This is a genomic window from Nocardioides faecalis (assembly GCF_018388425.1).
Lineage (GTDB): Bacteria > Actinomycetota > Actinomycetes > Propionibacteriales > Nocardioidaceae > Nocardioides > Nocardioides faecalis.
The window spans coordinates 3,720,020-3,742,012 of the sequence record NZ_CP074406.1; the positions used below are offsets into that span (position 1 = coordinate 3,720,020).

Genomic DNA, 21,993 nt, shown 5'->3' on the forward strand with positions numbered 1-21,993 from the left:
GGTCTCGGGGCAGGACGCAGGCCGGCAGCGAGCTGGAGGAAACCACGCGTGAGCAACAACTACTGGACCGACTGGCAGCAGAACCGCCGCATCGAGGAGGCCGAGGAGCGGCTCGACGCCGAGCGGCGCGCCCGCAGCCGGCTGGCCGAGCACATGCGCCGCCAGCAGGGCGACCTGCAGAGCCAGATCGACCGGTTGACCCGCGCGTTCGTGGCGCTGGTGGAGCACGAGGACATCCGGGCCGAGCTGGGCCAGCACGCGGACGCGGCGGCGCTGCGCCGCTACGCCCGCGAGGTGGTGGCGACCGTGATCGTCACCGGCGGTGCGGCGCTGCGCGGCGTGGCCGAGCCGGGCGACGTCCCCGGCTACTGGCTGGCCGCGGCCGCGCGGGGGGTGGCGAGCATCGCCCGCGGGGAGGCCGGTGGCGAGGAGCTCCTTGCCGAGGCACGGCGCCGCGACCCGGTCCGCGCCGCCCTGTTCGGCTGCCTGCTGGCCGCCCAGACCCGGGACCCGCGGTGGGCCCCCGCCGACCTGGCCGCGGTGTTGCCCGACGGTACGACGATCGCCACCGCGCAGCGCAGGATCTGGCTGGCCGTGGCCGAGGGCCGGCTCGCCCCGGCGGACGTCGACGCGCCCGGCCAGCTGGTCACCGCGCTGCGCCGGGTGGTGGAGTCCGACCCGGTGGCGATCGAGGCCCGGGTCACCGACTGGCTGTCGAAGCGCGCCGCCACCTCGTCCAAGGCGCTGCCCGCGGAGAAGGCCGCCGCCGAGCTGGACGCCCTGCGCACGCTGCTGACCCACGGCACCGACACGGCGCCCCAGCCGCGCAGCGCCGCCAGGGGCGGTGTGGTGGCGAGCTTCCTCGGCGCCGACCTCGACGCCGATCCGGTGGCGCCGAGCGACCCTGCCGACCTCCCCCCGGAGGACCCGGAGGCCGACTGCCTGCGCTCGCTGGTCGACGAGGGCTCGCCCGCCGAGGGCGACATCCTGCAGCGGATGGTGGCCGTGCGCGCCGACCTCGGCTTCCTCGACGAACGGGCCGCGTCGATGACCTCCACCTACACCGAGCCGGCCGGGGACGTGACGCAGCTGGTGCTCGAGGACCTGGCCGCCGGCCCGGGCTCCCCGGTCAGCGACGTCGCCCTGCGGGTGCTGGCTCCGACACTGGGCCGCCTCGCCGAGGACCTGGGCCGCCGGGCTGCGGCCGCCCCCGAGGCGACCAAGGACGTGAACGCCGTCGGCGGCGGTGCCTCGATCCGGGTGGGCACCGCGGGGCCGGTGGGTGAGTGGCGCGGACCGGTCACCGAGTCGGTGCTGCGCCGCCACCCGATCGGCGCGTGGATGCAGCCCACCGGCATCGGCCTGGCGGCGCTCGGCGCGGTGCTCACGGTGCTCGGGCTCCTGCTGCCCGGCCTGGTCGGGATCGGCGTGGTGCTGCTGCTCGGCGGCGGCGGGCTGCTGGGGTGGATGTTCCACCGTCGCCAGCAGCGCACCTCGGACCTGGCCAGCACGCTCGAGGCCACCGAGCAGCGGGTGGACCAGACCCGCCACGAGCTGATCGAGGAGCACTCTCGCGCGGCGAGTGCCGCGGGCAGCGCCCAGGCCGCGCTCGGCGTGGTGCGCCGCCAGCTCGGGGTGGTGACCGGCTGAGCCGCGGGGCTCAGCGCTGACCTCGGCAGCTGGGCTCAGCCGCGGTCGCGGTGTGCCGCGATGAGGGCGGCGTACCAGTCGAAGGAGCGCTTCGGGGTGCGCACCTGGGTCTCGAAGTCGACGTGGACCAGGCCGAACCGCTGGGTGTAGCCCTCCGCCCACTCGAAGTTGTCGAGGAGCGACCAGGCGTAGTAGCCGCGCACGTCGACGCCGCGCTCGACAGCCTCGGCGATCGCCCGCAGGTGGGCACGGTGGTAGGCGATGCGGGGGGCGTCGTCGACGACCCCGTCCGTGTCGGGACCCATGTTGTAGGCGCATCCCGACTCGGTGACCACGATCGGCGGCACCGCCGCACGCAGCCGGGCGCGGAGCAGGATCAGCCACTCCCGCAGCGCCTCGGGCACCACCGGCCAACCGAAGTCGGTGACCGGGTGCCCCAGCACCTCGCGGAACTCGAACGACAGCTCGGCGTCCTCTGCGGCGGCCCCGATCCGCATCGGGTTGTAGTAGTTGACGCCGTAGAAGTCGAGCGGCTGGCGGATCGTGGCCAGGTCGCCGTCGTGCACCGCGTCGCCGAGCAGCGCGCGCAGGTCGTCGGGGTAGCGCCCCAGCAGCATGGCGTCGAGGTACTGCGCGTTCCACACCATGTCGAACAGCTTGGCTGCGCCCACGTCGGCGGGGTCGTCGCTGGCCGGCCAGATCGGGGCGTGGTTGTTGGCGCAGCCCACGCTCACCGCGCCCGCGGCCCGCAGCGCGATCGCGGCGCGGCCGTGGGCGAGCAGCTGGTGGTGGCCGGCGACCAGCGCGTCGAACATCAGCGACCGGCCCGGCGCGTGCAGCGGCACCGCGTAGCCCATCAGCGTCACCACGTTGGGCTCGTTGACCGGCACCCAGTCGGCGACGCGGTCGCCGAGGCGCTGCGCCACCGCGGCGGCGTACTCGGCGAAGTGGTCGACGGTGCCCCGGTTCAGCCACCCGCCGTCGTCCTCCAGCGCCTGGGGCAGGTCCCAGTGGAACAGCGTCGCCATCGGCCGGATCCCGGCGGCGCACAGCTCGTCGACGAGCCGGTCGTAGAAGTCCAGGCCGGCGGCGTTCACCGGGCCGCGGCCGCTCGGCTGCACCCGCGGCCAGGCGATGGAGAAGCGGTAGCCCGGCGCCCCGAGCCGCCTCATCAGGGCCACGTCCTCGGGGTAGCGGTGGTAGTGGTCGCAGGCCCTCGCCCCCGACGAGCCGTCGATGACATGACCCGGCTGCGCGGTGAAGGTGTCCCACACCGACGGCCCGCGGCCGTCGACCTCGGTCGCGCCCTCGATCTGGTACGACGCCGTGCTGGTGCCGAACCGGAAGCCGGACGGGAGCCGCCGAACGAGCTCGGCGTCGGCGGTGACGTCGGGGTCCTGCACGGGGTCCTGCACGGGGTCAGCGTGTCACGTGCCCGCGGACCGTCGGCGTGCCGGTGGCCCGGCCGGCGGTCTACTCCGCGAGCTCGGGGTGCGCGGCGCGGTGTGCGGCGACGAGGTCGTGGTACCAGCCGAACGACGTCTTCGGGGTGCGCACCTGGGTGCGGGGGTCGACGGCGACGAGGCCGTAGTGCATCCCGAAGCCGGCTATGCCCTCCCAGTTGTCCAGCAGCGACCACAGGTAGAACCCGCGCACGTCGACGCCGGCCTTGATCGCGGCGGCGACCGCGTCCAGGTGGGCCTGCAGGTACTCGATCCGGGCGCCGTCGTCGATCCTGCCGCCCGGTCCCGGCGGGGTGGCGTAGGCGGCACCGGACTCGGTGATCATCAGCGGGGGCAGCGCGGCCCGGTAGCGCGCCCGGGTCATGATCAACCACTCCTGCAGCGCCTCCGGCACGACCGCCCAGCCGGCCTCGGTCACCGGCCGGCCGAGCACCTCGAGGAACTCGAAGGGCATGTCCTCGTCCTCGGGGCCGGCGAGCTCCTCGGGGGCCGCGCCGACCCGCAGCGGGGAGTAGTAGTTGATGCCGTAGAAGTCCAGCGGCTGGCGGATCGCCATGAGGTCGCCGGGCCGGATCAGGTCGTCGAACAGCGGCGCCACGTCGCGCGGTGGCCGGCCGAGCACCATCATCTCCAGGAACAACCCGTTCCACAGCGCGTCGAACAGCTTCGTCGCGCCCACGTCTGCGGGGTCGTCGGAGGCCGGCCACACCGGGGCGTGGTTGTTGGCGCAGCCCACCTCGACGGCCCCGGCCGCCCGCAGCGCGGCCACGGCGCGCCCGTGACCCAGCAGCAGGTGGTAGGCGGCGGGCAGGCCGTCGAAGAGCAGCCGGCGCCCGGGCGCCCGCTCGCCGAGGGCGTAGCCCATGTAGGCGCACACCGCAGGCTCGGCCACCGGCACCCAGGAGTCGACGCGGTCGCCCAGGCGGGCGGCGACGACGGCAGCGTGCTCGCCGAACCGCTCGGCCGTCTCCCGGTTCAACCAGCCCCCGTCGTCCTCCAGGCCCTGAGGCAGGTCGCCGTGCAGCAGGGTCGCCATCGGGGACAGCCCGGCGGCGAGCAGCGAGTCGACGAGCCGGTCGTAGAAGTCCAGGCCGGCGGCGTTGAGCGGTCCCCGGCCGGTCGGCTGGATGCGGCTCCAGGAGATGGAGAACCGGTAGCCGGGAGCCCCGAGCCGCTGCAGCAGCGCCACGTCCTCGGGGTAGCGGTGGTAGTGGTCGCACGCCGTCGCCGGGCTGCTGCCGTCGGCGACCCGCCCCGGTTGCGCGGCGAAGGTGTCCAGCACGCTCGGACCCCGGCCGTCCTCGCTGACCGCACCCTCGATCTGCGCCGCACCGCTCACGGTGCCGAACCGGAATCCCGGGGGAAACCGTGCTGCTAGCTGGTCGGGGTGCACACGGCACAATCTGACATGTGAGTGCAGAGATCCGCAGGGGTTCGGACAGGTTCACCGAGCGCACCCAGGGCCGGCTGACCCGGCACGCCTTCTCCTTCGGCCCGCACTACGACCCCGAGCGCCTCGCGTTCGGTCCGATGGTGTGCCACGACGACCACCTGCTCGGCCCGGGCACCGGTTTCGAGGACCACCCGCACGAGGGCCTGGAGATCGTCAGCTGGGTCGTCTCCGGCAGCCTCGTGCACACCGACGGCACCGGCGCCTCCACCACCCTGCGCACCGGCGAGTGTGGCGTGCTGTCCACCGGCGCCGGGGTGCGGCACTCCGAGGTCGCCGGTGCGGAGCCGACCCGGTTCATCCAGGTGTGGCTGACGCCCGATCCCGACGCCGATCCTGACGCCGAGACCAGCCCCGGGCCCCGGCACGCCACCGCCTCGCTGGACGCGCTCGCCGTACCCGGCGCCGGCCCGGTCCGGGCCGTCGGCGAGGGCGGGCCGCTGTCGGTGGCCGTGCGGGGCGCCGCGCTGGACGTGGCCCGGCTCGGCGCCGGCGAGACGCTGACGTTGCCGGACGCGGCGAAGGTGCACGCCTTCGTCACCACGGGCGGGCTGGTGCGCTCCTCGCTCGCCGAGCCGGTCGCCGCGGGCGATGCGTTCTGCCTGTCCGACACCTCCGGCGCAGTCGTCACCGCGGCCGTGCCCACCGAGATCCTCATCTGGTCCTTCACCGAGTCCACCGAGTCCACCGAGTCCACCGAGCCCGCCGAGCCCACCGCGCCCTGAGGTCCCGCGAGCGCGTCGCCGTCGGCACCGACCGGGGCGGATCGGTGAGATTCGATGAGTCCGACCCCTCGCGCCGGTCCACCTGTATCCGACACACTGGCAGGACGGCAGGAGCGACGATGGGAAGCATGGTGACCGAGCGGGCGACGGAGCGGCGCAGCGATGCGGCCGGGGAGCCGTCGGTGGTGCCGGGCAGCGAGGAGCTGGCCGACTTCGACACCCTGACCGATCGCTACCAGCGCGAGCTGATGGCGCACTGCTACCGGATGAGCGGCTCGCTGCACGAGGCCGAGGACCTGGTGCAGGAGACGCTGCTGCGGGCGTGGCGCTCCTCGGCGACGTTCCAGGGCCGCTCGTCGGTGCGGACCTGGCTCTACCGGATCGCCACCAACGTGTGCCTCTCCGACCTGGAGGCGAAGCCACGGCGCCCGTTGCCCACGGGGCTGGGCACCGCCGACTCCGCGCCGAGAGACGAGCTGATCACCGACGACGAGGTGCCGTGGCTGGAGCCGGTGCCCGACACCGCCACCGAGGTCGCGGACCGCGACACCATCCGGCTGGCCTTCGTCGCCGCGCTGCAGCACCTGCCGGCGCGGCAGCGGGCGGTGCTGATCCTGCGCGACGTGCTGCGCTGGTCGGCCGCGGAGACCGCCGAGACGCTGGAGACCACCACGGCGGCGGTGAACTCCGCGCTGCAGCGTGCCCACGCCCAGCTCGCCGCCCGCGGCCTGACCCCGGACACGGTGCGGCCGTCGCTGGAGCCGGCGCAGCAGCAGCTGCTCGACGCCTACCTCGAGGCGTTCTGGCGCAAGGACATCGACCGGATCGTCGCGCTGCTGACGTACGACGCCACCTGGGACATGCCGCCGTTCCTCAACCACTACCGCGGCGCCGAGGCGATCGGGCAGCTCGTCGGCACCAAGTGCCCCGGCGGGCTGCAGGACATGCCGATGCTGCCGACGTGGGCCAACGGCCAGCCGGCGTTCGGGCTCTACATGCGCACCCCCGAGGGCGACTTCGAGCCGTTCCAGCTGCAGGTGCTGCAGCTGAGGGGCAGCGGGGCGGACCAGCGGGTGGAGCACGTGACGGCGTTCTTCGACATGCGCCTGTTCGCGAAGTTCGGCCTGCCGCCGCGCCTGCCCGCCGACTTCGTGCCGGTCCCACCCGGACCGGGCACCGCCACCACACCGACGCCGTAGTCCACTCCGATGTCCGCCTCCGCGGCGCCGTCGGGGCTGGTCGCAGGCCTGGACGTGCTGCAACGGGCGATCGACTACCTGCTGGCGGTGCTCGCCGCCGCGTTGGAGACCGACGGCGCCGACCTGCCGGAGCGGCGCGGCGACCTGCCCACCCCGTGCGCGGCCTGGTCCCTCGACGACCTCCTCGGCCACGTCGAGGACTCCCTCGACGCCTTCACCGAGGCCGCGACCGGCCGGGTCCGGCTGAGCCCGGCACCTGGCTGCGGCGGTACGACGCCCGCGCGGCTGCGCCGGCTGCAGGTCAAGGGCGGCGGCCTGGTCCGGGCCTGGCTGGAGGTGGGCGCGGCGCCGGTGACCGTGGGCGAGCGCCGGATCGGAGCGGCCCTGGTCGCCCGGATCGCCGCGCTGGAGGTCGCCGTGCACGCCTGGGACATCGGCGTGGCGATCACCCCGGTCCTCGGCCCGAGCATGAGCGCAGCCCGGGCCCGGCTGGCGTTGCCCGAGCCGCTGGCGGTCCTGCTGCTGCCGGAGGCGCGGCGGGTGGCGGGCAGCGCGCCGGGGGCGTTCGCGGCTCCGGTGCCGGTGCCGGACGACGCGCCGACGGCGGTGCGGCTGGTGGCCGCGCTCGGCCGGGATCCGGCGCAGCGTCCCTGACCCTCGCCGGCCCGGCTGCGGTGGCCGAGCGGAGCGCTACGGCTCGATCCGCAACCCCAGCTCGGCGGCGAGCAGCGGGGCCAGGTCGAGCAGCTGCTCGGGCCTCAGCGTCGCGCCGCGCAGGTCGAGCAGGCCGTCGATGTCGCCGAGCCCCGCGTGGCGCAGGTCGAGGTCGGTGAGCCGGGCGCCGCGCACGTCGAGGCGCTCGACGCGGGTCTCGCGCAGCCGGACCCGCTGCAGGGTCGCCTGCGAGGCGTCGAGCTCGCCGACGACGCAGTCGGTGAGCTCGACGTCGAGGAGCTCGGCACCGCGCAGGTTGAGGTAGTCGATCTTGCAGCCGACGAGGTGCACCGAGCGCCACCGCGCCTCCCACGCCTCCACCGAACCCAGACGTCCGACGACCTCGACGTCGCGCCACTGGCCGCGCTCGGCACGCACCACCGGCAGCACGACCCGCTCCAGGCGGACCTCCATCAGCCGGGCACCCGAGAGGTCGGTCTCGTCGGCGGCGAGGCCGGTCAGGTGCACGCCGTCCAGGCGGGCGCCGGCCAGGCTCAGCCCGGCGACGTCGAGGGCGTCGTAGCGCAGGCCTTCAAGGTCCGCGCCGGGCCGGAGCAGGCCGGTGTCGCCGTCGGCCAGGGTGCCGAGGCGCAGCGCGCCGATCCGCGGCGGTCGGGTGGCGGATCGGGCAGGCGGCACAAGGGCTCCTCAGGGTGGACCGGGAAAGGACCGCGCCACCCTAGGCGGGCGCTGGGTCACCGTCCGCTGGGCCCTCGCTCAGGGCGCCGGGAGTGCGACGTACGTCGTGTCGAGGTACTCCTCGATGCCCTCGAACCCGCCCTCGCGGCCGAAACCGCTGGCCTTGACGCCGCCGAAGGGGGCCGCGGGGTTGGACACGATGCCGGAGTTGATGCCGAGCATCCCGGTCTCCAGCTGCTCGGCCAGCCGCAGGGTGCGAGCCAGGTCGCGGGTATAGGCGTAGGCGGCCAGGCCGTACTCGCTGGAGTTGGCCAGCTCGATGGCCTCCTCCTCGGTGCGGAAGGTCGTGATCGGGGCGACGGGGCCGAAGATCTCGTTGGTGACCACGTCGGCGTCCGTCGGCACGTCGACCAGCACGGTCGGCGGGTAGAAGTAGCCCGCGCCCTCGGCGGCCTGGGCGCCGGTGAGCGCCCGCGCGCCGCGGGAGAGCGCGTCGTCGACCAGTCCGGCGACCGACTCGCGGGCCGCGGCGTCGATCAGCGGGCCGACCTCGGTGCCGTCGTCGGTGCCGCGCCCCACCCGCAGGGAGCCCATCCGCTCGGCGAGCCGGGCACCGAACTCCTCGGCCACGGACTCCTCCACCAGGAACCGGTTGGCCGAGGTGCAGGCCTCGCCCATGTTGCGCATCTTGGCCAGCATCGCGCCGTCGACCGCGGCGTCGAGGTCGGCGTCGGCGAAGACCAGGAACGGCGCGTTGCCGCCGAGCTCCATGGAGACCCGCTGCAGCCGCGGAGCGGCCTGCTCCATGATCCGCCGGCCGATCGCGGTGGAGCCGGTGAAGCTCACCTTCCGGAGTCGGGGGTCGGCCTGCAGGGTGCTGCTGAGCCCACCGGAGTCGCTGGTGGTGACGACGTTGAGCACGCCGTCGGGCAGACCGGCCTGCTGCAGGATGTCGGCGAGCAGCAGCATCGTCAGCGGCGTCTGCTTCGCGGGCTTCACGACCATCGTGCAGCCGGCGGCGACGGCGGGGCCGATCTTGCGGGTGCCCATCGCCAGCGGGAAGTTCCAGGGCGTGATGAACAGGCAGGGTCCGACGGGCTTGCGCACGGTGAGCAGCCGGCTGCCGCCGGCCGGGTTGTGCATCCAGCGACCGTGGACGCGCACGGCCTCCTCGGAGAACCAGCGCAGGAACTCCGCGCCGTACGTGACCTCGCCTCGGGACTCGGCCAGCGGCTTGCCCATCTCCAGGCTCATCACCAGCGCCAGGTCCTCGGTGCGGGCGACGACGTCCTCGAACGCGCGGCGCAGGATCTCCCCGCGCTCGCGGGGCGCGGTGGCCGCCCACTCGCGCTGGACGCCGACGGCCGCGTCGAGGGCGGCGCGCGCGTCGTCGAGGGTGCCGTCGGCGACGTCGGTCAGCACGCTGCCGTCCGCCGGGTCCACCACGTCGATCCGCTCACCGGAGCCGGAGGGTCGCCACGCGCCGCCGATGAGGAGCTGGCGACGATCGGCGGGAAGCAGGTCGAGGAGACGCTCGGCGGGGCTCATGGAGCCATGCTTGCACCGATCGGAAAACGGAGCGAGCCCCTCATTGCATGGGGTCAACGAGGGGCTCAAGTCGATTCGGTGCTCCCTCCGAAGATCGACTGAGACCGAGCATACCCCCCGGCCAAGGGCGATGAAAGGAGCCCCGGAGCGATGGTCCGGAGGTCGAACAGAAGCGGGACCTTGGTCCCGATCCCACGGGGAGCCAGTGTCGCCCGACTGCTCAGGGAGCGCCGTAGAGGAAGCCGCGCAGCAGCGGGCCGGCGGTGGCCGAGCCCGACTTCCCGGTGCGCACGAAGACGGCGACGGCGAGGTCGTCGCGGGCCGCGACCATCCAGGCGTGGGTGCGGATCGCGCCCTCCTCGGCGTACTCCGCGGTGCCGGTCTTGGCCCGCACCGCCCCGCCCGGCACGCCCGCGAGGACCCGGCCGCTGCCCTCGGTGACCACCCCGCGGGTGAGCTGTCGCAGCGTGGCGGCCTCGTCGTCACTCAGCGGCTTCGCCGCGGCCGGCACCGACACGTCGACCTGGTCCACCAACCGGGGGACGACGGTGCGCCCCGCCTGCACGCTGGCCATGACGGTCGCCATCGCCATCGGCGAGGCGAGAATCTTGCCCTGCCCGATCAGGGCGGCGGCCGCCTCGGTGTCCGACGCGGCGTCCGGCACCTCGCCGAAGAAGGCGGGGAAGCCGAGGTCGTGGTCGATGCCGAGCCCCAGGCTGGCTGCGGCCTCGGCGAGGTCGTTCTTCCCGATCCGCTCACGCTCACCGATCAGAGCGGTGTTGCAGGACTGGGCGAACGCCTCGGCGAGCGTGATCCGCCCGAGCGCGGAGGCCGGGTAGTCGGAGTAGTTCTTGAACCGTTTGCCGTCGACCGTGATCGTCGGGGTGCAGCGCACCGGCGAGGAGGGCTCGAGGCCGGCACGGCTCAGGGCCAGCGCGGTGACGATCTTGAACGTGGACCCGGGCGCGAACCGGCCGAAGGTGGCGTCGTTGCGCCCGTCGGTGCCGGCGTCGTTGGCTGCGGCCAGGATCGCTCCGTCGCTGGGCCGTACGGCGACCAGCGCGCTCGCCGGCCCGGTGGCGGAGAGCACCTTCTCGGCGAGTGCCTGCAGGTTGCGGTCGAGGGTCAGCGCCAGCGGTCGGCCGGCCTCAGGCTCCCGCTCGTAGAGCGTGCGGCGCTTCTCGGCGCCGTCCTCGGGCACCGCGTAGACGATCCGGCCGTCGCGTCCGCGCAGCTGCTCGTCGTAGCGGGACTGCACGCCGGAGAGGCCGGCGAGCTGGCCGGGCCGGTAGGTCTGCGGATCCTTCTCCACCATCTCGGCGGTCACCGGACCGACCCGGCCGAGGATGGGTGCGGCGAAGTCGCGGCTGGGGGCCAGCGGTACGTCGTCGACCACGCCGGCGACCCCGGGCACGGTCGAGATCGCCGCCTCGACCCGCGCCGGCACCTCGCCGTCGCGGTAGGTGATCGCCTCCACGAACGCGCGCGGCCCGGCGGCCTTCACCGCCGTGGCGTAGCGGTCGGCGTCGAGGTCGGCGAGCCGCGCCAGGCGGCGGGCGGAGGTCGGGGCGGCGGCGGCGCTGACCTTGCTGCGGTCGATGCCGATGCGTACGACGCGCCGCTCGGTCACCAGCACCTCGCCGCCGGCACCGGTGATGTCGCCGCGGTCGGCCGGCTGGGTGACCGCGTCCAGCACGTCGCCCGGCTCCAGGCCGGGCTCGAGCAGGGCGCGCTCCCAGGTCACGGCCCAGCCCTGGCCGGAGCGGACCAGGGAGACGTCGGCGTCGTAGCGCCAGGCGCCCTCGTCGGTGTCCGGCCAGCTCCAGGTCAGGGTCGCGGCGGCGGTGCGCTCCGCTTCGTCACCACCGTCGCCCCCGTCGTCCTCGTCGCCGGCGAGGCGGACGCCGCCGGCGAGCTCCACCGTCGGCACCAACCCGTCCATGCCGGCCAGCACCTCGTCGACCTCCTCGGTCACCGCGGAGGACTCCACCGGCTTCCCCTCGGCGTCGACGAACGGCACGTCGGCGAGCGGACTGCTGGCCTCCGACTCGGACTCCGGCTCCGACAGGGACTCCGACGGGGCCGCGGGAGACGCCTCGGCCACCGCGGAGTCCGAGGTCGCCGCGGGCTCGGGCGGGGCGGTGTGCGCCGTGAGCGCCCCGACGAGCTGCTCGGCCAGCGCCTGCGCGGCGTCCTCCTCGCTGCCCTGGCTGTCGCAGGCGACCAGCGCGCCGGCGGTGAGCGCCAGCACCAGGCCGAGCAGGTGGGAGGGAGCCGAGATCCGCCGCATGGCACCCGGTTCTATCAGGTCCGCCCGCCACCTCCGGCAGCCGCGGCACCCGCGGCACCCGCGGTCCGGCAGGGCCGGCGGGACTCGACTGGGCTCAGTCGTGCGGGGCGTGGGCGGCGAGGTGCTGGGTGAGCGCCTCGCCCGTACGTGACCTCATGCCTTCATGACGTCACACGCTCGTCGCCCACGCGAGGGCGAGCCCGGCCACGCCGCCGTGGCCGGGCTCGACCGACCCAGGACCGAAGGTCAGTCGCGGGGACGGCGGGCGCCGCCCTGGGGCGGGCCGGAGTCCTTGGCCAGCTCGATCAGCTTGCCGCTGATCCGGGTGTTCTTGAGCCGCTCGAAGGTCTCCGACGACAGGTCGGCGGGCAGCTCGACCACGGAGTAGTCGGGGCGGATGGTGATCCGGCCGAAGTCGCGACGGTCCAGGCCACCCTCGTTGGCCAGGGCGCCGACGATCTGGCGGGGCTCGACGCGGTGCCGCTTGCCCACCTGGATCTTGTACGACGCCAGGCCGGCCGCCGGCCCGGTCCGCTCGCGCCGCGGGCCACGCTCGCCGCCTGCGCCGCGCTCGCCGCGGGCACCCCGCTCGGGGCGCTCGGGCCGCTCGCGGCGCTCGGCACGCTCGCGCCGCCGCTCCTCCTCGGGGTCGAGCAGCAGCGGGGTGTCGCCCTGCATCACGATCGCCAGCGCCGCGGCGACGTCGAGCTCGGGGACGTCGTGCTCGCGGACGTAGTGGCTGACCACCTCGCGGAAGAACTCGATGCTCGGCGACGACAGCGCCTCGGTGATCTGGTCGTCGAAGCGGGTCAGCCGGGTCTCGTTGACCGCCTCCACGCTGGGCAGCTGCATCTGCTGCAGGGTGGAGCGGGTGGCCTTCTCGATGTGCTTGAGCAGGTAGCGCTCGCGCGGGGTGATGAACGAGATGGCGTCACCGCTGCGCCCGGCGCGGCCGGTGCGCCCGATCCGGTGCACGTAGGCCTCGGTGTCGGTGGGGATGTCGTAGTTGACGACGTGGCTGATCCGCTCCACGTCGAGGCCGCGGGCGGCGACGTCGGTGGCCACCAGGATGTCGAGCTTGCCCGACTTGAGCTGGTTGACGGTGCGCTCGCGCTGGGTCTGCTGCACGTCGCCGGAGATCGCGGCGGCGCTGTAGCCGCGCGCCCGCAGCTTCTCGGCCAGCGTCTCGGTCTCGGACTTGGTCCGGACGAAGACGATCATGCCCTCGAAGTTCTCGACCTCGAGGATCCGGGTCAGCGCGTCCACCTTCTGCGGGTAGCTGACCACCAGGTAGCGCTGGGTGATGTTCTCGGCGGTGCGGGTCTTGCGCTCGATGGAGATCGAGACGGGGTCGTTGAGGTACTTCGCCGACAGCGACTTGATCTGGCGCGGCATGGTCGCGGAGAACAGCGCGACCTGCTTGTCCTCAGGGGTGTCGGCGAGGATCGTCTCGACGTCCTCGGCAAAACCCATGTTGAGCATCTCGTCGGCCTCGTCGAGCACCAGGAAGCGCAGCTTGGAGAGGTCGAGGGTGCCCTTGTCGAGGTGGTCCATGATCCGGCCCGGGGTGCCGACCACGACGTGCACGCCGCGGCGCAGGGCGGAGAGCTGGACGCCGTAGCCCTGGCCGCCGTAGACGGGCAGCACGCTGACGCCGCGCAGGTTGGCGGCGTACTTCTCGAACGCCTCGCAGACCTGCAGCGCCAGCTCACGGGTGGGCGCGAGCACGAGCGCCTGCGGCGTCTTCTGGGACAGGTCGAGGCGGTCCAGGATGGGCAGCGCGAACGCCGCGGTCTTGCCGGTACCGGTCTGCGCCAGGCCCATCACGTCGCGACCCTCGAGCAGGTGCGGGATGGTCTCGGCCTGGATGGCGGACGGCGACTCGTAGCCGACGTCCGACAGTGCCTTGAGGATCCGGTCACCGAGCCCGAGGTCGGCGAAGGTCACGGTCTCGTGGTCTGCAGGCTCACTCACGCGGCCAAGCCTATGCCCGTGAGCCGTGTCACCCGCGATCGTGGTCGCGGTGCGTTGAGTCACGCACGCGACATCGGCGCCTGCGGCGGAACCGATGACTTCTCCAGCGCAGCGGCGCCACGTAGGGTGCGCCCGGACCGCACGCGCGTGCCGCACACCAACTCGAGGGAGGTGTCCGCGATGAGGGCGAGCGCTCCACGCCCCCGCCGGACCGCCGTGGCGCTGCTGGTGGCAGCGCTGCTGGGAACGATGCTGACCGCGGTGCTGAGCACCGCGCCGGGCAACGAGGCCGCGGCCGCACCACGCAAGGCGAGACCCGCCAAGGTGAAGGTCCTCAAGGTCGGCAGCCCGCGGGTCAAGGGCGACGTCGCCACCTTGACCACCCGGTGGAGCAAGTCGCGCAACGCCAAGCGCTACCGCGTCTACGTGGCCACCAACACCGCGATGCGCAAGGCACAGCGGATCAATCTCAAGGGCCGCAAGCTGGTGCTGCGCAACCTGCGGCCCGGGGTGCGCTACTGCGTCCGGGTCCGCGGCGTCTCCGGCCGCAAGCTGGGCAAGCTGTCCAAGCGGGTGTGCCGTACGACGCCACGCCTGGTCCGCCCGGCCCGGCTGTGGGTGACCACCCAGCAGCTGAGCAGCCCGACCTCCTCCGCGATCACCTTGAACTGGCCGCGCACGCCCGGGGCCACCAGCTACGAGCTGACTTGGGCGCCGGGCGGCGGCAACGTGCTGACCGACCCGCAGCGCAGCACCCTCAAGGTCGCCGCCCGCTCCACGGCGGTGCAGACCCGGGTGATCACCGGCCTGCGCCCGGGCAAGGTGACGTGCTTCCAGGTGCGCGCGCGCAGCAAGTACGGCGTCAGCACCCACAGCCCGCAGGGCTGCAAGTTCACGATGCCCGCCTCCCGCGCGGTGCCGGCGGCGTCGTACCGCCTCGACGTGGCCACGTTCAACGTGTGCAGCAGCGCCTGCACGAAGGCGGGGCGTGCCTGGAGTGCCCGCCGCGTGGCGGTCCGCGACCGGATCCTGGGCATGGACGTCGACGTGGTCGCGATCCAGGAGGGCACCCGGGCGACGTCCTACCTGGAGTCCGCCGACGGCCTGGAGGGCTACGTGAAGGGCTGCCAGGTCGGCGACGGCTACGGCCGCGACGACGACGGCGGCGACCCCGAGGCCAGCCAGTGGCGCAACCAGTCGCTGTTCGTGCGGGCGGCGACCTACACCGTGGTGCCGGGCACCGCCGACGGCATCCGGTTCGCGGCGGTCAACGGGCTGAGCGAGTACCACGGCGTGTGCTGGGTCGAGCTGGTCCACAACGCCACCGGGCAGCACGTGGTGGTGGCCTCGGTGCACCTGACGCACGCCTCGGGCGCGGTCTACGACCAGGGCCGCTACGCGCAGACCGAGCAGCTGCTCGCCGCCATCGCGGCGGCGTACCCGCCGTCCACCCACCCCGGCGGGGCGCCGCCGGTGGTGATGGCCGGCGACTTCAACTCCCACCGCCAGGCCGCCTACGACGGCCCGCGGGAGCGGTTCGAGCGCAACGGCTTCCACGACGCCTTCGACGTGGCCGCGCGCTACGAGTCCACGCCGTACCAGAACAGCTTCAACGGCTGGAGCGAGGTGCCGCGCACCTCCACCCGCTGGGGCAACCACCTGGACAAGGTCGTCGTGCCCGCCCGGGCGCACGTGGCGAGCTGGCGGATCGTGGAGCCCATGTCGGGTGGCCGCTACTCCGCGTTGCTCTCCGACCACAGCGCCCTGCGCGCCTCCGTCCTGCTGCCCCGCTGAGCGGCCGCCCGGCGGGTGCGTGACCACCTCCGCCTCCGCCGGGCGGGGCCCGCGTCTCGCCATGGGCGCGAGCAGGTGTGATCCAGGTCACGTCTGCTCAAGGAATGGTTGACATGTCACCAGCATTCCATGGATGTTGAGCATTCAACCAACCAGGCGCGGCCCACCCCTCCAGAGGAGAAACCATGAGCGACATCGACATCACCGGCGACTACACCCTCGACACCTCGCACAGCCGGCTCGGTTTCGTGGCCCGCCACGCGGTCGTGACCAAGGTCCGCGGCCAGTTCGGCAGCTGGAGCGCCACCGCGCACGTGGACGCCGCCAACCCCTCGGCCTCCTCGGTCACCGTGACCATCGACCCCGCCAGCGTGAGCACCGGCAGCGAGGACCGCGACGGCCACCTGGTCTCCGCCGACTTCTTCGACGCCAAGCAGTACCCCGAGTGGACCTTCGTCTCCACCGACGTCGCCAAGTCCGACGACGGCTGGGCGATCACCGGCGACCTGACCATCAAGGGCGTCACCAAGCCCGTCACCATCGAGTTCACCGAGAACGGCTCGGCCAAGGACCCGTTCGGCAACGTCCGCGTGGGCTTCGAGGGCGAGGTCACCCTCAACCGCAAGGACTGGGGCCTGACCTGGAACGCCGCGCTCGAGACCGGCGGCGTCCTCGTCTCGGACAAGATCAAGCTCGAGCTCGACATCTCGGCCATCAAGAACGCCTGAGCCTCCCCCGCCCACGGGTCCTCGCACCCGTCCCCGGCCGGCCCCGCCCCGCGGATCCCCACCCGGCCGAAGCACCCCGGCGAGCACCGCTCGCCGGGGTGTCGGCGTCCAGGCGCCACGAACGCCACGGGTGATGGCTAGGCTCACCTGCCATGGGCGAGGTCTTCGCGGGACGCTACGAGCTGCTCGACCCGATCGCGAGCGGCGGCATGGGCACGGTGTGGCGGGTCCACGACCGCACCGACGGGGTGGTGAAGGCGGCCAAGCTGCTGCGCCAGACCGACGCCGCGATGCTGCTGCGCTTCGTGCGCGAGCAGTCCATGCGCATCGACCACACCCACGTGGTGACGCCGCAGTCCTGGGCCGGCGTCGACGACCGGGTGCTGTTCACCATGCCGCTCGTGCGCGGCGGGTCGGTCTCCGGCCTGGCCCGGCGCAACGGCGGCCGGCTGCCGCCGCGCTGGATCGCGGTGCTGCTGGACCAGACGCTCCAGGCGCTCGCTGCCGTGCACGCCGCCGGCATCGTGCACCGTGACATCAAGCCCGGGAACCTGATGCTGGAGCCCACCGGCAGCGGGAGGCCGCACCTGCGGCTGACCGACTTCGGGATCGCGGTGCCCAGCGACGAGCCGCGGCTGACCCACGTCGCGATGGTCATCGGCACCCCGGGCTACATGTCGCCGGAGCAGTTCGCCGGCGCCGACCCCGACCCCAGCGCCGACGTCTACGCCCTCGGCGTGGTGGCGCTCGAGCTGCTCACCGGGCAGCGCCCGCCCAGCGACGGTGCGCCCCCGAGGATCGACGTCGCCGGCCTGCGCACCGGTGACGCCGCGCACGACGCGATCCTGGAGGTGGTCGCCGCGGCGACCACCCCGGACCCGGTGAAGCGACCCAGCGCCGCGGAGCTGCGCACCCACCCCGCGCTGCAGGAGCTGGTGGCGCGGTGGGACGACCCCGCGCTGGCCGACGACATCACGGTGCCCGACGAGTTCGCCGACGCCGCGAGCCCCTCTCCGGCACCGGGCCCGGCACCGGGACCGGCGCCCACGGCGGGGCAGCGCACGACGTCGTACCCGCCGCCGCCTCCGCCGCCGGGCGCCACGGCGCCCACGGCCGCGATCGGCACCTCCGTTCTGCCGCCCCCGCCGGCCCCGCCCACCCGGCTCGAGCACCCGGCGCCGCAGCGCTCCGCTCGTCCGGTCGACGCCTACGTGCTGCTCGGGGCGGGCGTGCTCGGCCTGCTCGTCGCGCTCCTGCTGCTGCTGGGCTGAGGCGGGACCGCTCGGTCCCGCTCGACCCGCTCAGCCGGGCTGGGGCCAGGCGTGATGCCGGCTAGGCGCGGCGCAGCCGGACCAGGCCGCCGGCGAGGCAGGCGACGCTGAGCGCGGCGACGCCGAGGCCGGCCCCGCGGCGCGCCGAGAGCCAGTCCTCGGCCTCGTCCACGACGACGACAGGGTTGCCGGAGGCGACCGCGGCGAACGTCTCCTCCCCGACCAGGAACGGCTTGGCCGAGGAGTAGCCGTCGGGCACCGCGTCCTGCTCCTGCGACAGCACCGCCTGCTGGTACGACGGCTCGTCCGCACCGCCCGCCACGACCTGCGCGGTCAGCTCGACGGTGACGTCGACCGGGTCGCGGTCCTCGGGTGCGGCCTCGAGGGCCACCGACACCCAGTAGTCGCCGGGCAGCAGCCCGTTCGCGGGACGCACCGGGTAGCCGGCGGCGACCAGCTGCTGGCCCTCGCCCTCCTCGTCGGCCACGTACTGTCCGGTGGCGGAGTGCTCGCGCTCGGTGTCGACGTGGCGGAACCGCCCGCGCATCGGGTCGATGAGGTGCACGCTGAGGTCGGGGCCGCTGTAGCTGAACGTCTCGGCGTCGGCGCCGGTCGCGGCCGGCACATCCACGCGGACCACCGGCAGGTCGCCCCAGGTCAGCGGCACCCGCCACAGCTGCTCGGTACCCTCGGTGAGCGTGGTGGTCACGGTCACCGGCCCCGAGCGGGCGTCCAGCTTCGGCGCCTTCGCCAGCGAGGCCGCGCCGGGGCGCTCGGTCGCGGCCCGCGGCTCGGGCACGTCGTACGACGGCTCCTCGTCGGGCTCGGTGCCGCCGGGGTCGGTGAGCGGCGCCTCCTCCACGATCTTGATGACGTAGGGCATCTCGGCGGGGTTGGAGGTCGAGCCGCGCCCGACCTCGATCTGCAGCTCGTCGGAACCGCGGCAGGACTCGGCCGACGAGCCGTCGCCCGCGCCGGCGGCGACCCGGGCGCCCAGGACCGCGTGCGGCACGACGTACTCGCTGGTGTCGCTGGCACTGCCGCACGAGGTGAGCGAGGTGCTCTCGGGGGTGCGCACGCCGACCTTGACGCTCAGCGCGTCGGAGTCCGTCGACTGGGGGGCGCCGAGCACGCCCACGTGCACGACGCTGTCCTTGACCCGCCGGGCGTAGGTGAAGTGCTGCGGGTACTGCGCCGAGACTGTCGCCGACCACAGTCCCGCGGTCAGTGTCGTGGGCTCCGCCGGGTTGGTGCTGGCCCCGCCTGGCACGGCGGTGCCGCCGAGGTCCACCGAGGCGGACGGCGCGGCGGCGAGACCGGGGGCCAGGCCGGGGGCGATGCTCAGCGCGAGCCAGGCCAGGCAGCCGGCACCGGCGACGGGAAGGGTCGATCGACGAGGGCGCACGGCACGCAGCCTAAGGTGCCGGTCCACAGCATCCGGACGATGTCCGCCGCGATCCGGAAAAAGCCGCCCTCGCCGCCCGTGCCGTGCCAGGTGGCGTGCCCGGTTCAGCGGTCCGTGCCGTCGGTATCGTCGAGCTCCTCGGGCTCCTCGTCCTCGGCGCCGCCGGGGTTCGGGCCGTCGGCGAGGATCCCGTAGAGGCCGCGGCGGGCCTCGACGAGCACGTCGACCGCGGCGGCGCGCTGCGTCTCGGAGCCCGCGGAGACGATCTGCCACACCGCGGACATCACCTGCCCGATCTCGGACTTGAGGTCGGCGTGCCCGCCGGAGCCCGGGGCTCCCTCGCCCGCGCCGGCGCCCGGCCGGTCGAACGGCGCCCAGACCGCGGCGAGCTCGTCGGCGTGCTCGGCGCACCAGCGGGCGCCACGGGCGGTCAGCCGCAGCGCACGGCGGCCGCGGGCCTCGTCGAGCTCGACGAGCTCCTCGTCCTGCAGCTGCTGGACGGTGGGGTAGACCGAGCCGGGGCTCGGCTTCCACACGCCGCCGCTGCGCTCGGTGATCCGCTGGATCACCTGGTAGCCGTTCGGCGACTCCTCGCCCTCGCCGGCCTCGCGCAGCACGTCCAGGATCGCGGAGCGCACGTCGCCGCGGCGCACCCGCGGCCCGCGGCCACGCTCGGGGCGGCCCATCCCGAAGAGGCCGGCGAGCCACGGCGGCGGCACCGGAGCACCGGGGCCGCCCGGGCCGCGGCCGCGGTGGCCACCGGAGCCGGGGTCGCCCCACTGCGCCCACCCGCCCGGGCCGGGGCCGAACCCACCGCGCTGCCGGCGGCGTCCGCCGCCACGGGGACCGTGTCCGGAGAAGTCGCGGCCGGCGTCGTACTGCTCGTGGTCGAAGCTGCTTGCATCGTTGTCGAAGTGGCGTCCCATGGGGACCTCCGTGGTTGCCGAGGGCCGGTGGGCCCGAGTGTCAGGGATATCGCGTTCCGCTCGTGACGTTTCGCGATATATCGCTACCGTAAGCGCGTCCTCCCCTCGACGCAAGGCCCCTCGCCTCAGCGCGCGAGCCAGGCGGCGTAGGTGTCGAACGAGAACGGCCGGCCCAGGAAGTTCGCGACCAGGTCGGCGGCGTCCGCGGAGCCGCCGGGCACCAGCACGGCGTCACGGTAGCGGCGCGCGACCTCGAGCACCGAGGGCGCCAGCAGGTCGCCGGCACCGTCGGGGTCGAAGGCGGCGAACATGTCCTTGGCGATCACCAGCGACCACATGTAGGTGTAGTAGCCCGAGCTGTAGCCGCCGAGGTGGCCGAAGCTGGCGAACATGTGGGTGCCCTCGAGGTAGGGCAGCGCGCCGTAGCGGCCCTGCAGCTCGATCATCCGCTCGGTCAGGTCCGGGGCGGCCTCGCCGCGGTCGACCAGCACCCGGTCGGCGTGGAACCAGTAGGACATCGCGGCGTAGAACATCTGGGTGCGGGCGTAGATGCCCTTGCCGTAGTCGTCGGCCGCGCGCATCGCGGCCACCAGCTCGGCCGGGATGGGCTCCCCGGAGGCGTCGACGGCGAAGAGACGCAGCACGTCGGCGTGCCAGGCCCACTCCTCCAACATCTGGCTCGGCGCCTCGACGAAGTCCCACTCGGTGGCCACCCCGGCGAAGCGGTACCAGTCACCGTGCCCGGCGAGCACGTGGTGCAGCAGGTGGCCGAACTCGTGGAACAGGGTCACGACGTGGTCGTGCTCCATCAGACCGCGGGAGAAGTTGCAGACAAGCACCCCCTCGGGCAGCTGCTCGCCGGCCACCCCGTCGGTGAGGGTGAACTGGGCGGCGTGCTTGTACTTGCCGCTGCGCGGGTGCAGGTCGAGGTAGATGCGGCCCAGCCGGCCCGCGGGCAGCCCGCCCGTGCCTCCGTCGGCAGGGTCGCCGGCCGTGTCGGCGGCCGTGTCGGCGGCGAAGACGTCGTACACGCTGACGTCCTCGTGCCAGGTCGGCACGTCCACCCGGTCGTAGCGCAGCCCGAAGAGCCGGCCGGTGACCTCGAGCAGGCCCTCGCGCACGCGGGCGAAGTCGAAGTAGCTGCGCACCCGCTGGGAGTCGACGTCGTAGGCCTCGGAGCGGACCAGCTCGGCGTAGTAGTTGTAGTCGTAGCCGGGCACGGCCTCGGCGTCGGGGAAGTCGCGCCGGTAGCGCGCCAGGAGCTGGTCGAGGTCGCGGCGCATCGGGACCTCGGCCGCCTCGGCGATCTTGTCGATGAACTCCGGGATGTTGCTGCCCTTGCCGACCATCTTCACGTCGGCGTCGTAGGAGGGCCAGTCGCAGTAGCCGACCAGCGTCGCCAGCTCGTGGCGCAGGGCGAAGAGCTCGGTGAGCAGCGGCTCGGTCTGCGGCCAGCCCCGCTCGTTGGAGGCGATCGCGATGTCGCGGCGCACGTCGCGGTCGTGGGCGAACATCCGCACCGGCACGGCGTCGGGGTAGTCGGTGGTCACGGTGACCAGGCCGTCCTCGTCGGCCGGGTGCTCGGCCAGCCAGTCCTGCGGCAGCCCGGCGAGCTGCTCGGGCGCCACCCGGATGGTGCGTACGTCGTCCCGGATCACCCGGCTGAACTCCTGGTCGAGCTCGGTGATCCGCTCCCGCACCGCGCTGATCCGCTCGCGGGAAGCGTCGTCCTGGTCCACCCCCGAGCGGCGGAAGTCGGCGCGCACCTTCTCCAGCAGCCGCGACGCCGCCGGGTCGCCCGCGACCTGCTCCTCGTCGAGACCGGCGAAGACGTCGTACAGAGCGCGGTCCAGGCTCCAGCGGGTGGCGACCCGGTGGGCGTCCTGCTCGGCGGAGTCGGCGAGGCGCCGCACCTCCTCGGAGGGGTGCACGTTGCCCAGCAGCGAGCCGATCGCGGCGGCGTTGCCGAGGTGTCCGCAGGCCCGGTCCCACTGCCGCAGCACCGCCACGGCGTCGGTCGGCGGGGCGGTGCGGAGCCCTTCGACGAGCGCCTCGGCCCGGGCGAGCTCGGAGGTGGCCCGCTCGCGGGTCCATGCGGTCCAGGCGTCGGTGAGGGACGGCAACGTCAGGGGAGCATTCGTCACCCTTCCAGCGTAGGTCGGGGCAGCGAATTTCGACGTCGTGTCAGGTCGTGGAGATTCCGTCGGCTCGGGTGGC

General features: G+C 73.9%; 16 protein-coding genes. 7 read left to right on the top strand and 9 right to left on the bottom strand.

All coding sequences use genetic code 11. The features are described 5' to 3' along the window. Positions 1 to 48: 48 nt before the first annotated feature. Entirely contained in the window at positions 49 to 1,650 is a 1,602-nt protein-coding gene (locus KG111_RS17460) for a serine/threonine-protein kinase (RefSeq protein ID WP_205290004.1), read from the top strand. 35 nt (positions 1,651 to 1,685) lie between these two features. On the opposite strand, the gene KG111_RS17465 is transcribed toward KG111_RS17460, so the two are convergent. Together KG111_RS17465 and KG111_RS17470 are read right to left on the bottom strand one after the other, a co-directional pair. Continuing rightward, positions 1,686 to 3,065, bottom strand: coding sequence for a GH1 family beta-glucosidase (locus KG111_RS17465; protein ID WP_249666206.1), 1,380 nt, complete (start codon positions 3,063 to 3,065; stop codon positions 1,686 to 1,688). A 58-nt stretch (positions 3,066 to 3,123) separates the two neighbouring features. Further along, the gene (locus tag KG111_RS17470; RefSeq protein ID WP_249666207.1) at positions 3,124 to 4,452 is read right to left on the bottom strand and encodes a glycoside hydrolase family 1 protein; all 1,329 of its coding nucleotides are present in this window, start codon (positions 4,450 to 4,452) and stop codon (positions 3,124 to 3,126) included. Positions 4,453 to 4,523: 71 nt separating this feature from the next. Here KG111_RS17470 and KG111_RS17475 point away from each other — a divergent pair, with 71 nt between their 5' ends. The 3 genes from KG111_RS17475 (at position 4,524) to KG111_RS17485 (ending at position 7,141) form a co-directional block, all read left to right on the top strand. After that, complete coding sequence (locus KG111_RS17475; RefSeq protein WP_205290006.1) at positions 4,524 to 5,288, top strand: pirin family protein; 765 nt, start codon at positions 4,524 to 4,526, stop codon at positions 5,286 to 5,288. A 119-nt stretch (positions 5,289 to 5,407) separates the two neighbouring features. Continuing rightward, positions 5,408 to 6,487 carry a sigma-70 family RNA polymerase sigma factor gene (locus KG111_RS17480; RefSeq protein ID WP_205290007.1) on the top strand — a complete coding sequence of 360 codons (1,080 nt, stop codon included), beginning with the start codon at positions 5,408 to 5,410 and terminating at the stop codon, positions 6,485 to 6,487. Between the two features lie 9 nt (positions 6,488 to 6,496). Beyond that, complete coding sequence (locus KG111_RS17485; RefSeq protein ID WP_205290008.1) at positions 6,497 to 7,141, top strand: maleylpyruvate isomerase N-terminal domain-containing protein; 645 nt, start codon at positions 6,497 to 6,499, stop codon at positions 7,139 to 7,141. A gap of 36 nt (positions 7,142 to 7,177) precedes the next feature. On the opposite strand, the gene KG111_RS17490 is transcribed toward KG111_RS17485, so the two are convergent. The 4 genes from KG111_RS17490 to KG111_RS17505 form a co-directional block, all read right to left on the bottom strand. Further along, positions 7,178 to 7,840, bottom strand: a complete 663-nt coding sequence (locus KG111_RS17490; protein WP_205290009.1) for a pentapeptide repeat-containing protein — start codon at positions 7,838 to 7,840, stop codon at positions 7,178 to 7,180. A 78-nt stretch (positions 7,841 to 7,918) separates the two neighbouring features. Next, positions 7,919 to 9,388: an NAD-dependent succinate-semialdehyde dehydrogenase gene (locus KG111_RS17495; RefSeq protein ID WP_205290010.1), complete on the bottom strand. Its 1,470-nt coding sequence runs from the start codon at positions 9,386 to 9,388 to the stop codon at positions 7,919 to 7,921. Between the two features lie 220 nt (positions 9,389 to 9,608). Then, positions 9,609 to 11,678: a penicillin-binding transpeptidase domain-containing protein gene (locus tag KG111_RS17500; protein WP_205290011.1), complete on the bottom strand. Its 2,070-nt coding sequence runs from the start codon at positions 11,676 to 11,678 to the stop codon at positions 9,609 to 9,611. Positions 11,679 to 11,924: 246 nt separating this feature from the next. Further along, positions 11,925 to 13,652 carry a DEAD/DEAH box helicase gene (locus tag KG111_RS17505; protein WP_205290012.1) on the bottom strand — a complete coding sequence of 576 codons (1,728 nt, stop codon included), beginning with the start codon at positions 13,650 to 13,652 and terminating at the stop codon, positions 11,925 to 11,927. Positions 13,653 to 13,832: 180 nt separating this feature from the next. On the opposite strand from KG111_RS17505, the gene KG111_RS17510 reads away from it, so the two are divergent. The 3 genes from KG111_RS17510 (at position 13,833) to KG111_RS17520 (ending at position 17,445) form a co-directional block, all read left to right on the top strand. Beyond that, positions 13,833 to 15,446, top strand: coding sequence for an endonuclease/exonuclease/phosphatase family protein (locus tag KG111_RS17510; RefSeq protein WP_205290013.1), 1,614 nt, complete (start codon positions 13,833 to 13,835; stop codon positions 15,444 to 15,446). A gap of 185 nt (positions 15,447 to 15,631) precedes the next feature. After that, positions 15,632 to 16,174, top strand: coding sequence for a YceI family protein (locus tag KG111_RS17515; RefSeq protein WP_205290014.1), 543 nt, complete (start codon positions 15,632 to 15,634; stop codon positions 16,172 to 16,174). Positions 16,175 to 16,326: 152 nt separating this feature from the next. After that, a complete protein-coding gene (locus KG111_RS17520; RefSeq protein WP_205290015.1) occupies positions 16,327 to 17,445 on the top strand; it encodes a serine/threonine-protein kinase in 1,119 nt (372 codons plus the stop codon). Positions 17,446 to 17,506: 61 nt separating this feature from the next. On the opposite strand, the gene KG111_RS17525 is transcribed toward KG111_RS17520, so the two are convergent. From KG111_RS17525 to KG111_RS17535, 3 genes are all read right to left on the bottom strand, one after another. Then, positions 17,507 to 18,850 (bottom strand): hypothetical protein, encoded by a 1,344-nt coding sequence (locus KG111_RS17525; protein ID WP_205290016.1) that lies wholly within the window; start codon positions 18,848 to 18,850, stop codon positions 17,507 to 17,509. 104 nt (positions 18,851 to 18,954) lie between these two features. Next, positions 18,955 to 19,776 carry a PadR family transcriptional regulator gene (locus tag KG111_RS17530; RefSeq protein WP_213450010.1) on the bottom strand — a complete coding sequence of 274 codons (822 nt, stop codon included), beginning with the start codon at positions 19,774 to 19,776 and terminating at the stop codon, positions 18,955 to 18,957. A gap of 125 nt (positions 19,777 to 19,901) precedes the next feature. Continuing rightward, positions 19,902 to 21,920 carry a M3 family metallopeptidase gene (locus KG111_RS17535; protein ID WP_205293119.1) on the bottom strand — a complete coding sequence of 673 codons (2,019 nt, stop codon included), beginning with the start codon at positions 21,918 to 21,920 and terminating at the stop codon, positions 19,902 to 19,904. Positions 21,921 to 21,993 lie beyond the last annotated feature (73 nt).